This is a genomic window from Flavobacterium fryxellicola (assembly GCF_900143245.1).
In the GTDB taxonomy this organism is placed as follows: Bacteria; Bacteroidota; Bacteroidia; order Flavobacteriales; family Flavobacteriaceae; genus Flavobacterium; species Flavobacterium fryxellicola.
The window spans coordinates 697,780-718,219 of the sequence record NZ_FRDK01000001.1 but is presented as its reverse complement, the minus strand read 5'-3'; the positions used below and the strand labels follow the sequence as shown (position 1 = coordinate 718,219).

The 20,440-nt window shown below is 35.1% G+C and carries 19 protein-coding genes; 9 read left to right on the top strand and 10 right to left on the bottom strand.

Annotated features, from left to right (window positions below; translation table 11 throughout):
* Nucleotides 1–169: 169 nt before the first annotated feature.
* A complete protein-coding gene (gene lepA / locus BUA03_RS03200) occupies nt 170–1,966 on the top strand; it encodes a translation elongation factor 4 (protein WP_066075421.1) in 1,797 nt (598 codons plus the stop codon).
* A gap of 133 nt (nt 1,967–2,099) precedes the next feature.
* Here the strand turns inward: lepA and BUA03_RS03195 are convergent, their stop codons facing one another.
* Entirely contained in the window at nt 2,100–3,032 is a 933-nt protein-coding gene (locus tag BUA03_RS03195) for a 1-phosphofructokinase family hexose kinase (RefSeq protein ID WP_066076008.1), read from the bottom strand.
* Between the two features lie 151 nt (nt 3,033–3,183).
* On the opposite strand from BUA03_RS03195, the gene thiL reads away from it, so the two are divergent.
* Complete coding sequence (gene thiL, locus BUA03_RS03190; protein ID WP_066075423.1) at nt 3,184–4,230, top strand: thiamine-phosphate kinase; 1,047 nt, start codon at nt 3,184–3,186, stop codon at nt 4,228–4,230.
* A 71-nt stretch (nt 4,231–4,301) separates the two neighbouring features.
* Here thiL and BUA03_RS03185 read toward each other — a convergent pair whose 3' ends face one another.
* From BUA03_RS03185 to BUA03_RS03170, 4 genes are all read right to left on the bottom strand, one after another.
* The gene (locus BUA03_RS03185; protein ID WP_066075426.1) at nt 4,302–4,997 is read right to left on the bottom strand and encodes a response regulator; all 696 of its coding nucleotides are present in this window, start codon (nt 4,995–4,997) and stop codon (nt 4,302–4,304) included.
* An 18-nt stretch (nt 4,998–5,015) separates the two neighbouring features.
* Complete coding sequence (locus tag BUA03_RS03180; protein WP_082854253.1) at nt 5,016–7,112, bottom strand: tetratricopeptide repeat-containing sensor histidine kinase; 2,097 nt, start codon at nt 7,110–7,112, stop codon at nt 5,016–5,018.
* Between the two features lie 33 nt (nt 7,113–7,145).
* Nucleotides 7,146–7,430 (bottom strand): 3-oxoacyl-ACP reductase, encoded by a 285-nt coding sequence (locus BUA03_RS03175; protein WP_066075428.1) that lies wholly within the window; start codon nt 7,428–7,430, stop codon nt 7,146–7,148.
* A gap of 176 nt (nt 7,431–7,606) precedes the next feature.
* Nucleotides 7,607–8,419, bottom strand: a complete 813-nt coding sequence (locus tag BUA03_RS03170; RefSeq protein WP_066075430.1) for a LytR/AlgR family response regulator transcription factor — start codon at nt 8,417–8,419, stop codon at nt 7,607–7,609.
* Between the two features lie 481 nt (nt 8,420–8,900).
* Here BUA03_RS03170 and BUA03_RS03165 point away from each other — a divergent pair, with 481 nt between their 5' ends.
* Nucleotides 8,901–9,431, top strand: coding sequence for a DUF3575 domain-containing protein (locus BUA03_RS03165; RefSeq protein WP_066075433.1), 531 nt, complete (start codon nt 8,901–8,903; stop codon nt 9,429–9,431).
* Nucleotides 9,432–9,482: 51 nt separating this feature from the next.
* On the opposite strand, the gene BUA03_RS03160 is transcribed toward BUA03_RS03165, so the two are convergent.
* On the bottom strand, nt 9,483–11,024 hold the full coding sequence (locus tag BUA03_RS03160; RefSeq protein WP_066075435.1) for a glycine--tRNA ligase: 1,542 nt from the start codon (nt 11,022–11,024) through the stop codon (nt 9,483–9,485).
* Nucleotides 11,025–11,121: 97 nt separating this feature from the next.
* Here BUA03_RS03160 and BUA03_RS03155 point away from each other — a divergent pair, with 97 nt between their 5' ends.
* Nucleotides 11,122–11,805: a ComF family protein gene (locus BUA03_RS03155; protein WP_066075437.1), complete on the top strand. Its 684-nt coding sequence runs from the start codon at nt 11,122–11,124 to the stop codon at nt 11,803–11,805.
* A 356-nt stretch (nt 11,806–12,161) separates the two neighbouring features.
* Nucleotides 12,162–12,770: a superoxide dismutase gene (locus tag BUA03_RS03150; RefSeq protein ID WP_066075440.1), complete on the top strand. Its 609-nt coding sequence runs from the start codon at nt 12,162–12,164 to the stop codon at nt 12,768–12,770.
* A gap of 300 nt (nt 12,771–13,070) precedes the next feature.
* Here the strand turns inward: BUA03_RS03150 and BUA03_RS03145 are convergent, their stop codons facing one another.
* From BUA03_RS03145 to purN, 4 genes are all read right to left on the bottom strand, one after another.
* Nucleotides 13,071–14,969, bottom strand: a complete 1,899-nt coding sequence (locus tag BUA03_RS03145; RefSeq protein WP_066075442.1) for an amidophosphoribosyltransferase — start codon at nt 14,967–14,969, stop codon at nt 13,071–13,073.
* A 136-nt stretch (nt 14,970–15,105) separates the two neighbouring features.
* Nucleotides 15,106–16,029: a PfkB family carbohydrate kinase gene (locus BUA03_RS03140; protein ID WP_066075443.1), complete on the bottom strand. Its 924-nt coding sequence runs from the start codon at nt 16,027–16,029 to the stop codon at nt 15,106–15,108.
* Between the two features lie 95 nt (nt 16,030–16,124).
* On the bottom strand, nt 16,125–16,604 hold the full coding sequence (gene rnhA / locus BUA03_RS03135) for a ribonuclease HI (RefSeq protein WP_066075446.1): 480 nt from the start codon (nt 16,602–16,604) through the stop codon (nt 16,125–16,127).
* 63 nt (nt 16,605–16,667) lie between these two features.
* Nucleotides 16,668–17,243, bottom strand: coding sequence for a phosphoribosylglycinamide formyltransferase (gene purN / locus BUA03_RS03130; protein WP_066075448.1), 576 nt, complete (start codon nt 17,241–17,243; stop codon nt 16,668–16,670).
* A 176-nt stretch (nt 17,244–17,419) separates the two neighbouring features.
* On the opposite strand from purN, the gene BUA03_RS03125 reads away from it, so the two are divergent.
* From BUA03_RS03125 to BUA03_RS03110, 4 genes are all read left to right on the top strand, one after another.
* Nucleotides 17,420–17,656 (top strand): acyl carrier protein, encoded by a 237-nt coding sequence (locus tag BUA03_RS03125; protein WP_007137004.1) that lies wholly within the window; start codon nt 17,420–17,422, stop codon nt 17,654–17,656.
* 179 nt (nt 17,657–17,835) lie between these two features.
* Nucleotides 17,836–19,089 (top strand): beta-ketoacyl-ACP synthase II, encoded by a 1,254-nt coding sequence (fabF, locus tag BUA03_RS03120; RefSeq protein ID WP_066076014.1) that lies wholly within the window; start codon nt 17,836–17,838, stop codon nt 19,087–19,089.
* Between the two features lie 6 nt (nt 19,090–19,095).
* The gene (locus BUA03_RS03115; protein ID WP_066075450.1) at nt 19,096–19,836 is read left to right on the top strand and encodes a ribonuclease III family protein; all 741 of its coding nucleotides are present in this window, start codon (nt 19,096–19,098) and stop codon (nt 19,834–19,836) included.
* 114 nt (nt 19,837–19,950) lie between these two features.
* Nucleotides 19,951–20,439, top strand: a complete 489-nt coding sequence (locus tag BUA03_RS03110) for an IPExxxVDY family protein (RefSeq protein ID WP_066075451.1) — start codon at nt 19,951–19,953, stop codon at nt 20,437–20,439.
* Nucleotide 20,440: the final 1 nt, after the last annotated feature.

The window sequence follows — 20,440 nt, the reverse complement described above, 5'->3', positions numbered from 1 at the left end:
TGCGCGTGAGGGATAGAAGAGGAAAGCCCACAATAAAGTGTAGCGATAGCGCAACTTTATGAGGACTTGTAACGAATAGCCCGACCGAGCTGGAACGATAGTGTAAGTGAGGGCACGCCCACACTGCGACTATGCTCAGCATGACATCTAATATTGACATATACAGAACATGAAACACATAAGGAATTTTTGCATTATTGCCCATATTGATCACGGGAAAAGTACGCTTGCGGATCGTTTACTTGGGGCGACTCAAACCGTTACGGCTCGTGAAGAGAAGGCACAATTGCTGGATAACATGGACTTAGAGCGTGAGCGTGGGATTACCATTAAGAGTCATGCAATCCAGATGGAATACACCTACAAAGGTCAAGAATACATCTTGAATTTGATTGACACTCCAGGTCACGTCGATTTCTCTTATGAAGTTTCTCGATCTATTGCTGCTTGTGAAGGTGCACTTTTGATTGTAGATGCTGCTCAAAGCATACAAGCACAAACAATTTCAAATTTATATTTGGCTCTTGAAAATGACTTGGAAATTATTCCGGTTTTGAATAAAGTGGATTTACCAAGTGCAAATCCTGAGGAAGTAAGTGATGACATTGTAGATTTATTAGGTTGTAAATTAGAAGACATCATTCATGCTTCAGGCAAAACAGGACTTGGCGTTGAAAATATTTTGGCCGCAATAATCGAAAGAATTCCGCCTCCCAAAGGAAATGTCGATGAACCACTGCAGGCTTTAATCTTTGACTCTCACTATAATCCTTTTCGTGGAATTGAAGTTATTTTCCGTGTAAAAAACGGACAGATTAAAAAAGGGCAGAAGATTAAATTCATGGCTACCGGAAACGAATATTTTGCGGACGAAATTGGGACTTTAAAATTAAATCAAGTTCCGAAAAATGTAATTTCAGCGGGTGATGTTGGGTATTTGATTTCTGGAATTAAAGAAGCCAAAGAAGTAAAAGTAGGAGATACGTTGACGGATGCAAAAACGCCTACAATCAATACAATTAAAGGTTTTGAAGATGTGAAGCCAATGGTTTTTGCTGGAATTTATCCTGTAGATACTGAAGATTACGAAGAGTTAAGAAACTCAATGGAAAAACTACAACTGAATGATGCTTCATTGGTATTTTTACCAGAAAGTTCAGCGGCGTTAGGATTTGGTTTCCGTTGTGGATTCTTGGGAATGCTACACATGGAAATTATCCAAGAAAGATTAGAGCGTGAGTTTAACATGACTGTTATTACAACAGTTCCAAACGTTTCCTACCATGCTTTTACTAAAAAAGATCCAACTACGGTTTTAATTGTCAATAATCCATCTGATTTGCCGGAACCTTCCCGTTTAGATCATGTTGAAGAACCTTTTATAAAAGCCACCATCATTACTAAATCGGATTACGTTGGAAACGTAATGAGTTTGTGTATCGAAAAACGGGGATTGATTACCAACCAAACGTATTTGACTACAGAACGTGTTGAATTGACTTTTGACATGCCACTGGCAGAGATCGTATTTGATTTTTACGATCGTTTAAAAACGGTTTCTAAAGGGTACGCTTCCTTTGATTATACGCCAATTGGGCTGCGAACTTCTAACTTGGTAAAAGTGGATATATTGTTAAATTCCACCATTGTCGATGCTTTATCATCTTTGATGCACACAGATAATGCATATTCCATAGGTAAAAAAATGTGTGAAAAATTGAGAGAATTGATTCCACGTCAACAATTTGATATTCCGATTCAAGCTGCTATTGGGGTAAAAGTAATTTCGCGTGAAACCATAAAAGCCTTGCGTAAAGATGTAACTGCAAAATGTTATGGTGGAGATATTTCTCGTAAACGTAAATTATTAGAAAAACAGAAAAAAGGTAAAAAACGCATGAGACTGGTGGGGAATGTTGAGATTCCACAAGAAGCCTTTATGGCTGTTTTAAAGTTGAATGATTAAAGCCCCTGAACCCCCGAAGGGGGAACCACAATATAGAGAAACCTGATAATGTAAAAATTATCAGGTTTTTTTTGTATAGTAGAGAATCATGCAGTGCATCACTGCATCATACCTCTATTGGACTTAATTAAATTTATTTACCCTTCAACCACCCAAACAATCGTTGTGCGTCTTCTCGTTTAAACAACTGCGTTCCTTCATTCATGGTAGCTGCAGAACCGCAAGCTACGCCCCAACGAATTACTTCTTTTAATGATTTATTTTGTGAGAGTGCCCAAACCATTCCTCCAACCATACTATCTCCTGCGCCAACAGTACTTTTTTTGACCACATTTGGAGCTGGAACAAAATCACAAGAATCTTTGGTAACTAAGACCGCTCCTTGTGGACCAAGAGAAACCACTACAATTTCGGCTCCGCCCTTGGCAATGATTTGTTTGGCGGCTTCATTTACTTCTTCTAGTTCTAGTCGCTCCACACCTATTAATTTAGCGAGTTCACCCACATTAGGTTTAATAAGGTACGCACCAATTTCTAAAACCTTTTTTAAAGCTTCGCCAGAAGTATCAACAATTAATTTAGAATTCGATTTTTTGGCTATTTTAGCTATTTTTTGATAAAAATCCGTCGATAAACCTTCGTTTAAACTGCCGCTTGCTACTAAAAACTGCGGAGTCAGATTTGATAGGATTTCGAGTATCTTTTGTTCTTCTTGCTCAGAAATTTTACCCCCGGCAAAACCAAATCGGTATTGTGAATTGGTATTGTCATCTACAGCAACAAAACTTTCTCTGGTCCAGGTTTGAACCTTTATTGCTGTATATTCGATTGTTTCTTTTTTTATTAATTTCTCCAGCATCTCCCCTATTGGCCCGCCAGAAGTACAAACCGCTAACGATGTTCCTCCCAAACGAGAAATTGCTTTAGATACATTTATTCCGCCCCCGCCAGCGTCATAGCGCGGTTCATCGCATCTAATTTTTTGCTCGGGAACTAATCCCTTAAAATGGGTGCTTTTATCCAAGGCCGGATTTACCGTGATGGTAACTATATCAAATGGTTTCATTTTATTCCTATTTAACTCCTCTAAAGGTCGTTTAAAATTCATAAAAATTGGTAGAAATCAAGGCGAAAATTTCTTTGTATATTTGCAATCTGAAAACCGTTTTAAATTAACATAAACGAATGGAGCAATTGCTTCATTCCCCACAAAAATCATGATTGAAGATAAAAACCCGCAGCGCACTAGCATAGCACAATTAGGCGAATTTGGATTGATAGAACATTTGACAAAAAACTTCGAAATCAACCAACCTTCCACTTTAAAAGGAATTGGTGATGATGCTGCTGTTTTGGATTTTAAGGATAAGAAAGTAGTAGTTTCAACTGACTTATTAATTGAGGGCGTGCATTTTGATTTGGCTTACATGCCTTTAAAACATTTGGGATACAAAGCAGTGGTAGTAAACATTTCGGATATTTGTGCCATGAATGCCAAAGCGACTCATATTACGGTATCCGTTGCAGTATCTAATCGATTTCCACTAGAGGCATTAGACGAGTTGTTTGCAGGAATCACGCATGCGGCTATTGAATATAATGTTGATGTTATTGGCGGAGACACTACCTCATCACAAAAAGGATTAATTATAAGTATTACCGCAATTGGCGAAGCTGATGCAGATGAAATTGTTTATAGAAATGGCGCTAAAGAGACAGATTTATTGGTTGTAACCGGTGATATTGGCGCTGCATATATGGGTTTACAAGTTTTAGAGAGAGAAAAACAAGTATTTCAAGTAAACCCAAATTCTCAACCCGACTTAGACGGATATACTTATTTAATAGAACGTCAGCTGAAACCGGAGGCTCGAAAAGACGTACGAACATTATTACATGCTCTAGAGATAAAACCTACGTCAATGATTGATATTTCTGATGGACTGTCATCAGAAATTATGCATTTGTGCAAACAATCTAGAGTAGGTTGTAATTTATACGAAGACAAATTACCAATCGATCCGCAGTTTATCAATGTATGTGAAGAATTCAATATTGATAGCACAACGGTGGCCATAAACGGCGGCGAAGATTATGAGCTACTTTTCACCATTGCAATGGAGGATTTTGAAAAAATAAAGGGGAATCCAAATTTTACCATTATTGGACATATGACTCAAGAAAGTGAAGGGATTCATTTAGTTACTCGAGCAAATACTAAAATTGCTCTTAAAGCGCGCGGGTGGAATGCTTTGAGTGAGTAAAAATTACTACTAAAACAAAAACGACATTTATCAAAATGTCGTTTTTGTTTTTTATTTGAATTTCAAGAGCGTCAAAAAAGTAATCCTTTATTTTTAGCTTCTTTCACTAAGTCAGCATCGCTGCCTTCTTCTATTTTTAATAATTCTTTTAAATTTATTTTCCTTCTTTCTATTGCACCTACTGAAATTGGAATGTATTGCGTCATATCCTGTAACGTCGTTCCTTTAGAAATGTGAAATAAAATTTGCTTGTCAAATTGATCTATTTCGATAGCATCCGCTTCGGATTGCTTTAACATTTTAAGGACAGATTCACTGTAATATTTTTCGTTTTTTATAACTTTATCAAAGGCAAAAAGCAATTCATCAAAAGTTAAATCGTTTTTTATGACCAACCCGTTTGGGTCTATCGTTTTAATAATTGTTTTTATCTTCAGCAACTCTGTGTACATGGTAAGCAAAATAATTTTGCAATTTGGCATGTAGTCCGACAATAATTTTGCTAAATCTTCCCCGGAAAACATGCCTTTTTCTTCATAAGGAGGCATGCTAATATCTAAGAAAGCAATATCAAACGGAGCAATGGCGGGATTTGTAATAATGCGATACGCTGATTCACAGTCTTTAGCTTGTGTTATAACAAATTCAAATTCTTTAGGATTGTATCTTGTGATTGCATTTTTATATCCTTCAATAATAAAAGGATGGTCATCAACAATTAGTATTTTATTTTTAACAGTTTCTTTAGTAGCTAAATCAATCATCATCTTCTCTGGTTTACTTTTTTATTCTATTGGCAAGGTAACTGTTATGATTGTTCCTTCTCCTTTTTTTGATTTTATATCGACAACTCCATCACATTCATTGGTTCGAAAAAGGATGTTTTGTAATCCAATTCCTTTCTTAGCTGTTTTTACATTAAAACCTATTCCATCGTCGCTCATTTTCAAAATCAAGTGATCTTCCGCCTTTTTAAATTCGATGCGAATGGTGTTAGCTTGAGCATATTTATTAATGTTTTGAAGCGATTCTTGAAGAATCCGGTACAAATTAATTTTTACAGAATTACTAACAACTTCCCATTTAATACCAGAATCCACAATTGAAATTAGTTTTGATTTATAGGTCTTTTTTTGCTCTTCGAATAAGCCGTCAATAATGGCGACGAAGTTATTAATTAATTCCGACTTCTCTCTATTTAGATCATGCGAAATTTCACGAATGTCTTGCTCTATATTTTTCAATTCCGACAAATAGTTCGTTCGCTGGTTTACCGCTAATTCATCTTGAAATCCATTTAAGCCATCTAAGTTCATTCGCACACCAAACATTCTTCCCAACACACCATCATGCAGCTCCCTTGCTACTCTTTTCTTCTCTTCAATTCTGCCCGTTTCGATCGTATTCTGTTGTGAGATCATCAAATTGTAGATTTCTGCATTGGCAATTTGTTGCTGCTGCTTGAATAGCAACTCCCTGTTTTTTGCCTTTTGGGTTTTAATAACAAAAATAAACAACCCCAATACGCCTAAAGCAGTAAAAAGAAACACTAAATTTCTATTTTGCGCTACTAAATCGGTATTTTCATCCTTTATTTCATCTGTTTCATACTCTATACGGGTGAATTTATCCCCCATTTTACGCTCTGCCGTTTGGAGACTGTCATTAATGTCAATGTATTGTTTGGTATAATTTGAAGCATTTTTTGGCTCTATTATTGCCAACCGTTTTAGTGCTGCTAATACACTCCTGTAATTTTTAGAACTCACAGATTCATTCAATGCTTCCTTTGCATACTGCAATGATTTTACTGTATCCTTTTTAAAAGCAAAATATTCTGAAAGATGCATTTTATTTGCGATGATTCCAGAGGTTAATTGCAAGCTATCCCGAAGTTGAAGCGCTTGATAAAATAATTCAGGTAAACCTCTAGAATCCCCGCTTTTAAATTTGGAGAACGCTATATTATCTATTAGCATGGCATATAAAGAAGGCTTGTCTGTTTTTAAATTATCCTGTTTTAATCCTTCTCGGAAATAAGTAATTGCTTTATCGTGGCGATTCATATTCTGGTAAATATATCCCATATTATTCAAGGAAGTAGCTTTTGATTGAAAAACAGAGGGCAAAGTTTTATCATCGATACTGGTCAACGCTTTCGAATTGTATTCAATTGCTCGATCATAATTCCCCAATTCATTATGTATTAGACCCAAATAACTATAGGAATCATAAACTATATCACTAGCCTTTTCTCCTTTTACGGCACGCAAAGCATTAAAAACTGCGATCTCACTGCCTAAAAAATCGCCTTCGTTAAATTGTAGAATGGATTTGTTTAAACGAATTCTAGCCAAATTATAATTGTCATTACTTTGCAAATACATCTTTTCTGCTTTGGAATAATACATAAAAGCACTATCAGAAATTGCCTGCGATACATAAAAATCGCCTAAATAAGTATAGGCTTTGGTTTTACTGATTGTATCTCCAGTAAGATTTGTCTTTTCTAAAATAATATCTACGGTGTTTTTAAAATCGGACCAATTGTCCATATTGTAGTAGCGATTCGCTACTTTAAATAAATTGACTTTATTTAATGAATCATTAGGTTGATCAATAATGATAGAAAAGGCTTTCTGATTGAATTGTTTTCTTTTTTCTTGTGGTAAATTAAAATCATTTGCTAAAGAAAGATAGGACGAAAGACTGTCCTCTGAGGAATTAATCGTGGTGTTAAAGTTCTTTTTTTGGGTGCACCCGAAAAAAAACAATGCTAGAAGCAAAAATATAGGATAAATACTTTTCAATAGTTCCTTTTGATTTTTATCAAAAATAGCAAAAGTATTCACAAAAAAAAAGGATATCAATAAAATTGACATCCTTTAACTATTTTTATAAAACTTAAAAACTTCTTAGTCCACCTTTTTATTTCCTCCTATTGAACCAGATCCAATAAGATCAACTTTTTTATTACCACCAATAGATCCTGAACCAATCAAATCTACTTTCTTATTTCCTCCTATTGATCCCGAACCTATTAGATCTACTTTTTTGTTTCCACCGATTGAACCCGAGCCTATTAATTCTACATTACCATTCGCATCAATTAGTATTATAGGATCTGTGTTTGGAGTTGTGAATGAAGTCAACACCATTACTAAGGAGAATAAACCGATTGTTAAAATTGCTTTTTTCATAATTTGGGGATTTTGTATTTTTGTTATTTGTTTGTTTGTTTTAGAATCACATTAGCGTTAAATCTTTTGTAAAACTACACAGACAACATCAGTTTATTCTCTAAAAAACAGCGTTTATGGTAGAATGGGGTCGTTTAAGAGTGAATGACCGCCAAATTAAAGTAGATGACTATTTTTTAGATTTCAAGATAATTTCCGTTGGCAAATTCTGAGATAATAAGATCAATATTTACCTTGTACGATTTAGAAAAAGGAAGTTTTACAGCACTGTTTTTAATATAACAAACTGAATTTCCGCTATGAATTCTTGAAATATAATTGCGATTGACAATGTAACTGTTGTGGATTCTGATAAAGGGGTAGGACAACACCCCTTCAAAGTGTTTTAATGTCTTAAATGCCGTTATCATTTCTCCATTGTACAAATGAAGGTCCGTTGAGTTATTATCCGCTCGAAGGTAACAGATGTCTTTTGCATCGATGTAGCGATAATCCCCATAAGACTTAATACATAAAGTCAACGATTGACCTTGACTTACTGTTTCCTGTTGAGGCAGAAATACTGGCTTCACATCATTAAAAATAGGCTCATTTAAATCCTCTGCTTTTTCAACTTTCGACTTATTCAATTTTAAAGTTAATTTGATTAAATCGATACGCAACAACGGTTTTAATAAATAATCTGTGACTCCGTGCTGTATTGCCTCAAAGGCTAAGTCTTTTTTGCTGGTTGTAACAATAATTTTAGGAATCACTTTTAAATATCGGTGCAACTCATTAATAAGTGCTAGAGACAAATTACTAGTTGTTGTAGCAGGATCTATTTCTAGAAATACTAGTGCAGGCGTGTGTTCCAATATAAGATTTAGTCCCTCCGAATAATTATTTGCGGATGCTAGAAATTCAAGCTCCGAAAAACGATCAGCAATGCCTTTTGTTTTCAAAACATCTTCTTGATTAGCATCAATAATAATGTACGAATAATTCATCAACAGTTTTCCAGGAATTGTTAGGCATTATATTAAATATCTGAAGCAAAACACACTTCAGAACATTAACTTATTAGGATAGATTTGAGAAATTATCAAATAAAAGCTTAATATATTAGCCAAAAAACTATTATTCAACATTCTAAAAATAAGCATTTAACCATTTTTCAGTAGGGGTTGTTAATATGTTTTTAACAAATGTTGATATATTAAGATGAAATGCAAATATATCCGTTAAAGAGCATTTTTACTGTCTTACAAGAAATTGAAAATCGAAGATTTAGCGTCAAACCTACTTAAAAAACTGTGTATCAGGAATAAAAAAAAAAGATCCGCTAGTAATTATTTCTTGTATTCACACTGCTCAGTAATGGCACTTTATCCCTTAAATAAAACTTGTCCGAATTAACATGTAAAAAAATTTCACAAAAAACACTTTTTTTACAAATTTATCTTACTTTTATGCAAAAAAACTAATTCTATGAAAAAACTATTTATTGTATTGTGCTTGGCTTCTTTTTTATCTGGTTTTAGCCAAGAAAAAGAAACAATTGATTTTAAGAGAAACGAGCTGAAAGGAAATGCATTGTTATTAGTTCTAGGAAGCTTAGAGGCTACTTACGAACGTCTTTTAAACGAAGAATCAGGTGTTGGTATTACGGTCAGTGTACCTGTTGATAAATACAACTGGGATATTAATTTTGCTGCAACCGCCTATTATCGTTATTATTTTGGAAAAAAACCTGCTGCTGGATTTTTTGGTGAAGCCTTTGGAATGTTAAATAATGTGGACGATTATGTCTACTCAGAAACACCTAACAACTACTCCTGGACGCCCGAAAAGCTAACTGATTTTGCTTTAGGAATTGGACTCGGTGGAAAATGGATTACTAATAAAGGATTATTATTAGAAGTTAATGCAGGAGTTGGCCGAAATTTATTCAACAATAAATACGACAGAGATTTTGAATTAATCGGCAGAGGTGGAATTACAGTTGGTTATAGATTCTAAAAATATAAAAATCCCAAATTCCTACCTATTGGAATTTGGGATTTTATTTTTTTACATTTTCATCAACCAGTTTTTCATTGAAACTTCATTGTCTATAATGGTTTTCAAATCTGCAATGGCAACACGATCTTGTTTCATGGTATCTCTATGACGAATCGTTACGGTTTGATCCTCGATTGTTTGATGATCCACCGTAATACAAAACGGAGTTCCTAAAGCATCTTGTCTTCTATAACGCCTACCTACAGCATCTTTCTCATCATAAGCTACATTAAAATCCCATCGTAAATCATCGATTATTTTATGTGCAATTTCAGGCAAACCATCTTTTTTAACCAATGGTAAAATGGCCGCTTTAGTTGGCGCTAAAACGGATGGTAATTTCAATACTGTTCGTGTCGAACCATCTTCCAAGGTCTCTTCCTTTAATGAAGTAGCAAAAACTGCCAAAAACATTCTATCTAATCCTACCGAAGTTTCTACTACATACGGAACGTAGTTCTGATTCAATTCCGCATCAAAATACTGTAATTTTCTACCAGAAAACTGTTCATGCGCTTTCAAGTCAAAATCAGTTCTGGAATGAATTCCTTCTAATTCTTTGAATCCAAAAGGAAAATTAAACTCAATATCAGCAGCTGCATTGGCATAATGCGCTAGTTTTTCATGGTCGTGAAAACGGTAGTTCTCTCTTCCTAAACCAAGAGACAAATGCCACTTTAAACGAGCGTCTTTCCAAAATTCGTAATGCTTCATTTCCTCGCCTGGACGAACAAAAAATTGCATTTCCATTTGTTCAAACTCGCGCATTCTAAAAATAAATTGTCTAGCTACAATTTCATTTCGAAACGCTTTTCCCGTTTGTGCAATTCCAAAAGGAACTTTCATTCGTCCTGATTTTTGCACATTCAGGAAATTTACAAAAATACCTTGAGCCGTTTCTGGACGCAAATACAAATCCATTGCTGAATCCGCTGAAGCCCCTAGTTTAGTACCAAACATCAAGTTGAACTGCCGCACTTCGGTCCAATTTCTAGAACCTGATTCTGGACAAGCAATTTCTAATTCTTCAATTAATGCTTTTACGTCTTCGAGGTCTTCATTCCCTAAAGAACGCGCCATTCTTTCTAGAATTTCTCGTTCTTTGGCTTTGTACTCCATCACACGGGCATTTGTGGTTACAAATTCCTGTTCGTTGAATGCCTCACCAAAACGAGCACGGGCTTTTTCGATTTCTTTAATTGCTTTTTGATTTAGCTTTTCAGCGTAATCTTCAATCAAAACATCGGCTCTATATCTTCTTTTCGAATCTTTATTGTCTATCAATGGATCATTAAAGGCATCTACGTGGCCTGATGCTTTCCAAGTCGTAGGATGCATTAAAATGGATGCATCAAGACCTACAATATTGTCGTTCATTTGAACCATTGCTTTCCACCAGTATTCGCGTATGTTCTTTTTTAATTCCACTCCGTTTTGTGCATAATCATAGACTGCACTTAAACCATCGTATATTTCGCTTGACGGAAAAATAAATCCGTATTCCTTTGCGTGCGAAACTACATTCTTAAATAAATCTTCTTGTTTTGCCATAGTACTGCAAAAATATAAAAAGCGAACTTAAAAAAAAGAAAATTGTTAAAGATTGAAGCATTGATTTGTCTATTTTTATAAATAAATCTCTGATTACATGTTCGAAAGCCTTATTAATCTATTTTTTCCAAAAGTCTGTTCCGGTTGCAGCTCTTTTTTATTGACCAATGAAAATGTGATTTGTACCGTTTGCAGACATGATATTCCGTTAACAAATCATCACCTTAATCCAGATAATGATGCTTTCAAAAAATTCTATGGAAGAATTCCTGTCATTCACACTTCGGCATTGTTTTACTTTCATAAAAAGGGAATTGTCCAGGAACTTATCCACAATTTAAAATACAAAGGACACGAGGAAATAGGAACAATTCTAGGCGAATGGTATGCCGAAGATTTAAAAAGCATCGAATTATTACACTCAGTAGATGAAATCATTCCCGTTCCCTTGCATCGCCGAAAATTAAAAGAAAGAGGGTACAATCAAGTAACTGCTTTTGGGAGAGCACTATCTTTAACTCTAAATTTAACCTATAACGATTCGCTCTTGCTTCGCAATGTGTATTCAAAAACGCAATCCAAGAAAAATCTTTTAGGCAGAACGGAAGGCATCGCTACGGTTTTTGATGTTTCGTATACGGAGAAAGATCACAACAAACATTTCTTATTGATTGATGATGTTATCACCACTGGAGCCACACTTGAAGCATGTTCCCGAGCTATACTTAAAATTCCGGGGGCAAAAATCAGCGTTGTTTGTATGGCAATGGCACAATCTTGAAAGACACTTTTAAGGTGGCAAAAAGTAATTTTCGATGCTACTTTATTTCGGAAATTAAATATTGGTATAAAATACAATTCGATTTCAAATCTGATTTCTTCACCTACCTTTTATTCTCAGAGGAGTTCCGTTAACTTTGTTTAAAATGGAAATCCTTTTTATTTTTTTCTTTAAAAAACAAAAAGACTGCATTGGAAAGCAGCAATTAGCTCCTGACTAGCAACGAACTGCAAATTAAATAAAACGCACTATCAGTTAATTTAATGAAATTATAACGAAATAGAATTTCCGTTTCCAAAGTTTAATGTTTAAATTTGGATAAAATAATAACATAAATTAATTTAAACAATCATATTATGGCTTTTGAATTACCACAATTACCTTATGCGTATGACGCATTAGAACCTTATATTGATGCACGTACGATGGAAATCCATCATTCAAAACATCATAACGCTTACATTACCAACGTAAATGCTGCTATTGCAGGGACGGATATGGAAGGTAAGACGATTGAAAATATCTTGATTAACCTTGATATGAACAACATGCCTGTTCGCAACAACGGTGGTGGTTTTTACAATCACAGCTTATTTTGGACTGTAATGACACCAGACGGTGGCGGACTTCCAACAGGAGATTTGTTGGCTGCAATTGAAGCTGCTTTTGGAACTTTTGAAGAATTTAAAGCAAGTTTCAGTAAAGCTGGAGCGACTCAATTTGGTTCTGGATGGGCTTGGTTGTGCGTTCATAAAGGCGGAAAAGTAGATGTTTGTGGCACTCCAAACCAAGACAATCCATTAATGCCAGGTGTAGGTTGCGGTGGAACTCCAATTTTAGGAATGGACGTTTGGGAACATGCCTACTATTTGCATTATCAAAATAGGAGACCAGATTATATCGAAGCTTTTTTCAATGTAATTAACTGGACGGAAGTAGCGAGAAGATTCGCTTCAGAGAAATAAACAAAGGGTTAGAAGGTCGCTTTTGATTTGTAAATTGCTTTCCTTTTCCTTTAAAAATAAAAAAGTCGGATGAGCTAACTAGTTCATTCGACTTTTTTTATATTTAAGCCTTAACCTCATTTACCTCACTTTATTCCAATAAAAAAGGTGGAATTTCTTCCACCTTTTTTGCCCCAAATCTACCATAAACTTAACCTACTAATTTTATGGTGAGACAAATTTATACTAGTTCTTGGTTGCCACCAAATAAATTAGATGAACAACTTAGAAAACCGATTAAAAACTTACAGCCCTCGATTATCAGTACGCTCTTGCGTCTTTTCCTTCATAAAAGTTCATGAAGGCACGGTTTACTACTCGATTCCCTCCTGGAGTAGGATAGTCTCCTGTAAAATACCAATCACCTAAATTTTTTGGACAAGCAATATGCAGATCTTCTACCGTTTGGAAAATAATTTTTACTTCGGCTTTGATTTCTGGTGAACTCAACATTTCAGCAATCTTATCCGAAACCTCTTGCGCTTCAAAAGGAGCATATATCGCCGTCACGTAATTTACAACCTCACTATCCTTGAAATTTTCCTGTGCTTTACATTTCGCATACACCTCATCAACAATATAATACAAGTTTCTTTCCTTCAACAATTCTAATGCTGCTTTGAACGCCACTAAACCTTCTAGTTTAGCCATGTCAATTCCATAACAATCCGGATATCGTATTTGCGGCGCCGATGATACGACAACAATTCGCTTAGGATTTAAACGATCCATCATTTTGATGATACTCATTTTCAAGGTAGTTCCTCGAACGATACTATCGTCAATAATAACCAGATTATCTGTTGGTTTTATTACGCCGTACGTAACATCATAAACATGGGCAACTAAGTCATCCCGACTGCTATCCTCCGTAATAAAGGTTCTGAGTTTTGCGTCTTTAATCGCTACTTTTTCGGTACGTATTTTTACGGACAGTAATTCTTGTAGCGATTCCTTTGTTAAGGTATTTCTGTTTTGCAGAATGTAATTGTTCTTTCTTTGATTCAAAAAATCTTGTGCCGCTTCTACCAATCCGTAGAAAGAAGTCTCAGCCGTATTTGGAATATAAGAGAAAACCGTATTGTCCGTATCTTGATCTATTGATTTTAAAACCGCAGGAAGAATAAGCCTTCCCAATGTTTTCCTTTCTTGATAAATTTCAGCATCACTTCCTCTGGAGAAATAAATACGTTCGAAAGAACAGGCTTTTTTAACCGTTGGTGGAAGAATTTCCTTCATAGAAATGGTTCCGTTCTTCTTAATTATTAAGGCATTTCCTGGTTCAATTTCTTGTACTTTGTCAAAAGGCACATTAAAAACAGTTTGAATAACGGGTCTTTCAGAAGCTACTACCACAATCTCATCATCTTGATAAAAATAGGCGGGACGTATTCCGGCTGGATCTCTAAAAACGAACGAGTCTCCGTGACCTAAAAGGCCTGCCATTGCGTAACCACCATCTAAGTTTTTTGAAGCTCGGGTCAAGATTTTTGCTACATCTAATCGCTCTGCAATTACTGGTGAAGCTTCTCTTTTGGTGAGACCTTCATTTTTACATTCTTGGTACAAATCGGTTACTTCATCATCTAAAAAGTGCCCGATTTTTTCCATCACAGTAACGGTATCTGCCATTTCTTTTGGATGCTGGCCGAGTTCAACCAAGCTTTGAAAAAGCTCTTTCACATTGGTCATGTTGAAATTTCCAGCTAAAATCAGGTTTCGATGCATCCAATTATTTTGACGTAAAAAAGGATGCACACTTTCTATACTGTTTTTTCCAAAAGTACCATACCGCACATGTCCTAAAAACAATTCGCCTAAATACGGTATCTTATGTTTTTGAAGTGCTACATCATCTGCGTACTCGGGATGAGCCGCCATTTCCTCATTTATTCTGTCGTTAATTTGAGCGAAAACATCTTGAATAGGTTGGGCGTGATTAGATCTTACGCGACTGATATATCGTTCCCCTGGTTCCACGTCTAATTTTATGCTTGCAAAACCAGCACCATCTTGTCCGCGATTGTGCTGTTTTTCCATCAAAAGATACATTTTCTGGATTCCATAAAAAGCGGTTCCGTATTTTTCTTTGTAAAATTCAAGCGGTTTAAGTAGTCTAATTAAGGCTATACCACACTCGTGTTTTAAAGCATCGCTCATTGTAAAGTTGTTTGTGTTGTTGTGTTATTCTAAAAAATGAATTTAACTGATTCTTATTGATAACAATAATCAAACCAGATGCAATTACTTGCTTTTTTTTAAACAAAAAAAACCCCGTTTCCGAGGTTTCAATATATTATAATTCTATGTCAAATTGTGTCAGTGATTTGAATTGTTGTAGTCTGGATACTACTTCCTCTTTATCTAAATCAACCATTCTCTCGGTTCCAAATTTCTCTACACAAAAGGAGGCCAAATTCGATCCTTGAATTATTGCATTTTTCATGTTTTCGAATGAAATATTTTCACTCTGAGTTAAATAGCCCGCAAATCCTCCTGCAAAAGTATCGCCTGCCCCAGTTGGATCAAAAACTTCTTCAAGTGGTAAAGCTGGCGCGAAGAAAACTTCTTTATTATGAAAGATAAGCGCTCCGTGTTCTCCTTTTTTAATCACTACATATTTAGGTCCCATGGTGTGAATTTTTGCAGCCGCTTTTACTAGAGAGTATTCTCCAGAAAGCTGTCTTGCTTCTTCATCATTGATAGTGATTACATCAACACGTTTGATTACTGCTAACAACTCAGGCAAAGCGCAATCCATCCAAAAATTCATCGTATCTAATACTATTAGTTTTGGCTGGGTGTCCATCTGATCTAAAACACTACTTTGCACTAGCGGGTGCAAATTCCCTAACATCACTATATCTGAATTTTTATAGTCTTGTGGGACTTTCGGTTGGAAATCCGCCAAAACATTTAATTGAGTGTCTAATGTATCTCTGGAATTTAAATCGTTATGATAACGTCCACTCCAAAAGAAAGTTTTTCCGCCCTTTACAACTTCAAGACCAGTAATATCAATATTTCTTGCCGTCAATAAATCTAAATATTCTTGTGGAAAATCATCGCCAACTACGGAAACAATAGCAGATTGCAAGTTAAAAAAAGAAGCAGATAAACCAATGTAAGTTCCTGCACCACCTAAAATTTTATCAGTTTTTCCAAATGGAGTCTCAATTGCGTCGAAAGCTACTGTTCCAACAATCAATAATTTATTCATTATATACGTTTCGAATTAAGGCGCAAAGATAGTTTATAACTAGTAAAGTTGCAAAGGGTTTAAACTGTAAAATTTTGCCAATTTACAACCCTCAATTACAATAGCTTTGCCTCTTCTTTTTCATAAAAATAATCTACAGAAAGTTGTTTTTGCATCGAAGCCATCACGGCTAATTCATCACATCTTTCGTTTTGAACATGATTATTATGTCCTTTAATCCATTTAAAATCAACTTTATGTTTGCGGTAAACCACCAAAAAACGTTTCCATAAGTCAGAATTTTTCCGATCTACAAATCCTTTTTTCTCCCAGCCCATAACCCATTTTTTGACCACTGAATCTACAACATACTTAGAATCCGAGACTATTAAAACGCTAGTATTTGGATTTTTTAGTTTTTCTAGCCCAACGATAACGCCTAGCAGCTCCATTCTGTTATTAGTGGTTCGCCGAAAGCCTTCGTAGAATTCTTTTTTATACGGTTTTCCAACCCATTCCATGACAACTCCGTAGCCACCATTTCCCGGATTTCCTTTGGCGGCACCATCTGTATAAATATGTACGTCGTGTTCCATTTTTAATTTTTAGACCATAAAGTCTTTAGCTTATTATTGTTTAGTCAAAATTGCGGCAAACTCTCATTGAAAACAGTCTCCGTTTATTAACCTCGAAATCACCTTGGGGAAAAACTCTTGCTCCAATTTATGGATTTTTGCTGCTACATCTTCTGGAGTTTCAACAGCCGTCAAAACCACTTTTTGCTGAAAAATGATATTCCCTTCATCATAATTTTCATTTACAAAATGAATGGTAATTCCCGTTTCCTTTTCCTTATTCTCTACAACTGATCTGTGAATATGCATGCCAAACATTCCCTTTCCGCCATACTTAGGCAACAAGGCGGGATGAATGTTTATGATCTTATTGGGATAAGCGTTTATGATGTTTTGGGGAAATTTCAATAAAAACCCCGCCAAAACAATCCAATCCGCTTTGAAATTATTTAATTTTTGTAATACTTCGCCTTCATTTAAGTCTTCTTTTGAGAAAATTTCTAATGGTACGCTATACTTTTTTGCTTTATCAATTACACCAGCATTTGGGTTGTTTGTAAAAACAGCCACGACACTTCTATTTTCGGTTTTTTCGAAAAAATGCATGATGTTTTCAGCGTTAGTACCCGATCCAGAAGCAAAAACAACAATTCTTTTCATAACCTAGTCTCTTTTAATTGCACAAAAAAAAGCATAATAAATGAAAATAAATAACATTGCGTCTGCTTTGTTAAAATAAATTTCATAAATTAGATGTCACATTTATTAACTAAATAGTTGTTTTAAAATAAAGTTTTTTATTTTTGCCAACAAATTAAATTCTAAAATTAAAGATTATGTCAGACATTGCATCAAGAGTAAAAGCGATTATCGTAGACAAATTAGGTGTTGACGAAAACGAAGTTGTAACAGAAGCAAGCTTCACTAATGATTTAGGAGCTGACTCATTAGACACTGTTGAGCTTATTATGGAATTCGAAAAAGAATTTGACATTCAAATTCCAGACGATCAAGCAGAAAACATCGCTACTGTAGGTCAAGCAATCTCTTACATCGAGGAAGCTAAAAAGTAATAAAGTACACACCCGTTTGCAATCCTGTAAACGGGTGTTATTATTTTTTTAAAATTAAATTCGAGATTGAAATTCAATCAAAACTATATTTATTGTAACACCCATGGCTCTTTTGTAACATAATACAGTAAAGAAAGCGTGGGTTTTATTTGTTTAAAGATAACAAAAATAAAGATTTTATGGTATTAAGACGAGTTGTAGTAACAGGTTTAGGCGCTCTTACACCTATTGGAAATAACATTGAAGAATATTGGAACGGACTTATTAACGGCGTTAGTGGAGCCGCACCAATAACTTATTTTGATGCTTCAAAGTTTAAAACTCAGTTTGCTTGTGAATTAAAAAACTTTAATGCTGAAGATTTTTTAGACAGAAAAGAAGCCAGAAAAATGGACCGCTATGCACAATACGCAATGGTTTCATCGGATGAAGCGGTGATTGATGCTGGTTTTAATTTCGAAAAATTAGACAAAGATAGAGTAGGTGTTATTTGGGGTTCCGGAATTGGAGGCTTGGAAACCTTTCAAATCGAAATGTTGAACTTTGCAGCGGGAGATGGCACACCAAAATTCAATCCCTTTTTTATACCTAAAATGATTTCTGACATTGCCGGTGGACACATTTCTATAAAATACGGCTTTAGAGGCCCAAACTTCACAACGGTTTCTGCTTGTGCCTCTTCCACCAATGCAATTATAGATGCTTTTAATTACATCAGATTAGGTCATGCAGATGCTATGGTAACTGGGGGCTCAGAAGCTGCAGTAACCATTGCAGGAATGGGCGGTTTTAATGCCATGCATGCCTTATCAACCAGAAATGACGATCCTAAAACAGCTTCTCGTCCTATGGATAAAGACCGAGATGGTTTTATTTTAGGCGAAGGTGCTGGCGCGTTAATACTTGAAGAGTACGAGCACGCTGTAGCACGTGGCGCTAAAATTTATTGTGAAATAGGCGGTGGCGGTATGTCTGCTGATGCTTATCACATTACGGCTCCACATCCTGATGGATTAGGCGCTAAAAACGTAATGCTAAATTGTTTGAGAGATGCTGGTCTTCAAGCAACTGATGTAGATGGTGTAAATATGCACGGAACTTCTACTCCCCTTGGTGATATGGCAGAATCCAAAGCAATATTGCATGTTTTTGGTGAACATGCATACACGATGAACCTGAATTCTACTAAATCCATGACGGGTCATTTACTTGGCGCAGCGGGAGCAGTAGAGACCATTTCTTCTATTCTTTCGTTAAAACATGGAATAGTACCTCCTACCATCAATCATTTTACAGATGATGAAAACATTGATTCTAAACTAAACTTTACCTTTAACAAAGCTCAGAAAAGAGACATGAACGTTGTTATGAGTAATACTTTTGGTTTTGGAGGTCACAATGCTTGTGTATTAGTAAAAAAATTAGAAATCTAATTATAGATGCGTATAATCAGAAAAATATTTTCAAAATCCCGTTCTCTAGAAGACGGGATTTTTTTTGATTCTATTCAAAAAATTTTAGGATTTGCTCCAGTAAATCTTGATTGTTATAAAAAAGCGTTTACCCATCGCTCTTCGAATCGTTTGGATATACTAGGAAATCCTATTAATTATGAACGTTTAGAATTCCTAGGAGATGCCATGCTAAGTTCTGTCATTGCTGCTCATTTATTTAACAAAGCCCCAGCCGGTGATGAAGGTTATCTTACCAAAATGCGCTCTAAAATTGTAAGCAGAGAACACTTAAACGAATTGGGAAAAGATCTAAATTTAATCCAATATATCGAAAGTAAAGTGCCTCTTCAGCATTTTGGCGAAAACATTCATGGCAATATTTTCGAATCACTAGTGGGAGCCATATACTTAGACCGTGGTTATGTATATTGCGAAAAATTCATTCAAAAGAGAGTTATAATTCCGTACGTGGACATTGTCAGATTGGAAGGCAAAGTAATCAGCTATAAAAGCTTAGTCATCGAATGGTGCCAAAAAGAAAAAAAAATATTTCATTTTGATATTTTCGAAGACAATGCCATCGATGGACAACGCCTTTTTGGTGTTAAGCTTAGTATCGATGATAAAGTAATTGCGAAAGCCAGAGCCACTTCAAAAAAGAAAGCAGAAGAAAAAGCATCACAGCGTGCTTATTTTGCATTTCAAGAAAAAATGGACAGAAAATAACTTCACTATTCTTAAAACTATAACGTTATCGTTCATAAATTAACAAAAACATCCTCTCTCAAGAGACCAATACTTCGCTAGAAATACTATATTTACATCTTATTTTTTCATAAAATGGCTATTCATAAACTGGATCTTGGCGAATTTGACGAAATAGATTACTATCTTTTTGCAATTCATACTTCATTAGAGGACTATCGATTGGCCTTTTTTATTAATCAAAAATTACCAGTGAATCTTAGTAAAAGTGAAAATGAAATTCAGATCACTATAAAAGAAGGACAAACAAATTTTTCCAGATTTTATTATAATGTTCAAGAAAGTAGCATTTCCTGGAATTTAATTCAGAATAAAAATGAGGTGCTCCAATTTAATAAAGGAATCACTCACAATCTATTTTCAAATGTGACTGTAGAAGTAGCAACAAAAGTTTTTTTACTTCCTGAATTTAAAAAAGTAGATTATTTTTTGAAAATTGAAAAGAACAACGATGCTATGGACATATCCAAAATACAACTACTATTAAATACCATAGACAGCATATCCGCAGTTTACATAGTAGAAACAAATAAAATAAAATCTAAAAACAATTTAATTTTTTAAT

Coding starts and splice junctions, on each gene's coding strand:
- lepA (WP_066075421.1), top strand. CDS start 170: ATGAAACACATAAGGAATTTTTGCATTATTGCCCATATTGATCACGGG.
- BUA03_RS03195 (WP_066076008.1), bottom strand. CDS start 3,032: ATGAAACCATTTGATATAGTTACCATCACGGTAAATCCGGCCTTGGAT.
- thiL (WP_066075423.1), top strand. CDS start 3,184: ATGATTGAAGATAAAAACCCGCAGCGCACTAGCATAGCACAATTAGGC.
- BUA03_RS03185 (WP_066075426.1), bottom strand. CDS start 4,997: ATGATGATTGATTTAGCTACTAAAGAAACTGTTAAAAATAAAATACTA.
- BUA03_RS03180 (WP_082854253.1), bottom strand. CDS start 7,112: ATGTCAATTTTATTGATATCCTTTTTTTTTGTGAATACTTTTGCTATT.
- BUA03_RS03175 (WP_066075428.1), bottom strand. CDS start 7,430: ATGAAAAAAGCAATTTTAACAATCGGTTTATTCTCCTTAGTAATGGTG.
- BUA03_RS03170 (WP_066075430.1), bottom strand. CDS start 8,419: ATGAATTATTCGTACATTATTATTGATGCTAATCAAGAAGATGTTTTG.
- BUA03_RS03165 (WP_066075433.1), top strand. CDS start 8,901: ATGAAAAAACTATTTATTGTATTGTGCTTGGCTTCTTTTTTATCTGGT.
- BUA03_RS03160 (WP_066075435.1), bottom strand. CDS start 11,024: ATGGCAAAACAAGAAGATTTATTTAAGAATGTAGTTTCGCACGCAAAG.
- BUA03_RS03155 (WP_066075437.1), top strand. CDS start 11,122: ATGTTCGAAAGCCTTATTAATCTATTTTTTCCAAAAGTCTGTTCCGGT.
- BUA03_RS03150 (WP_066075440.1), top strand. CDS start 12,162: ATGGCTTTTGAATTACCACAATTACCTTATGCGTATGACGCATTAGAA.
- BUA03_RS03145 (WP_066075442.1), bottom strand. CDS start 14,969: ATGAGCGATGCTTTAAAACACGAGTGTGGTATAGCCTTAATTAGACTA.
- BUA03_RS03140 (WP_066075443.1), bottom strand. CDS start 16,029: ATGAATAAATTATTGATTGTTGGAACAGTAGCTTTCGACGCAATTGAG.
- rnhA (WP_066075446.1), bottom strand. CDS start 16,604: ATGGAACACGACGTACATATTTATACAGATGGTGCCGCCAAAGGAAAT.
- purN (WP_066075448.1), bottom strand. CDS start 17,243: ATGAAAAGAATTGTTGTTTTTGCTTCTGGATCGGGTACTAACGCTGAA.
- BUA03_RS03125 (WP_007137004.1), top strand. CDS start 17,420: ATGTCAGACATTGCATCAAGAGTAAAAGCGATTATCGTAGACAAATTA.
- fabF (WP_066076014.1), top strand. CDS start 17,836: ATGGTATTAAGACGAGTTGTAGTAACAGGTTTAGGCGCTCTTACACCT.
- BUA03_RS03115 (WP_066075450.1), top strand. CDS start 19,096: ATGCGTATAATCAGAAAAATATTTTCAAAATCCCGTTCTCTAGAAGAC.
- BUA03_RS03110 (WP_066075451.1), top strand. CDS start 19,951: ATGGCTATTCATAAACTGGATCTTGGCGAATTTGACGAAATAGATTAC.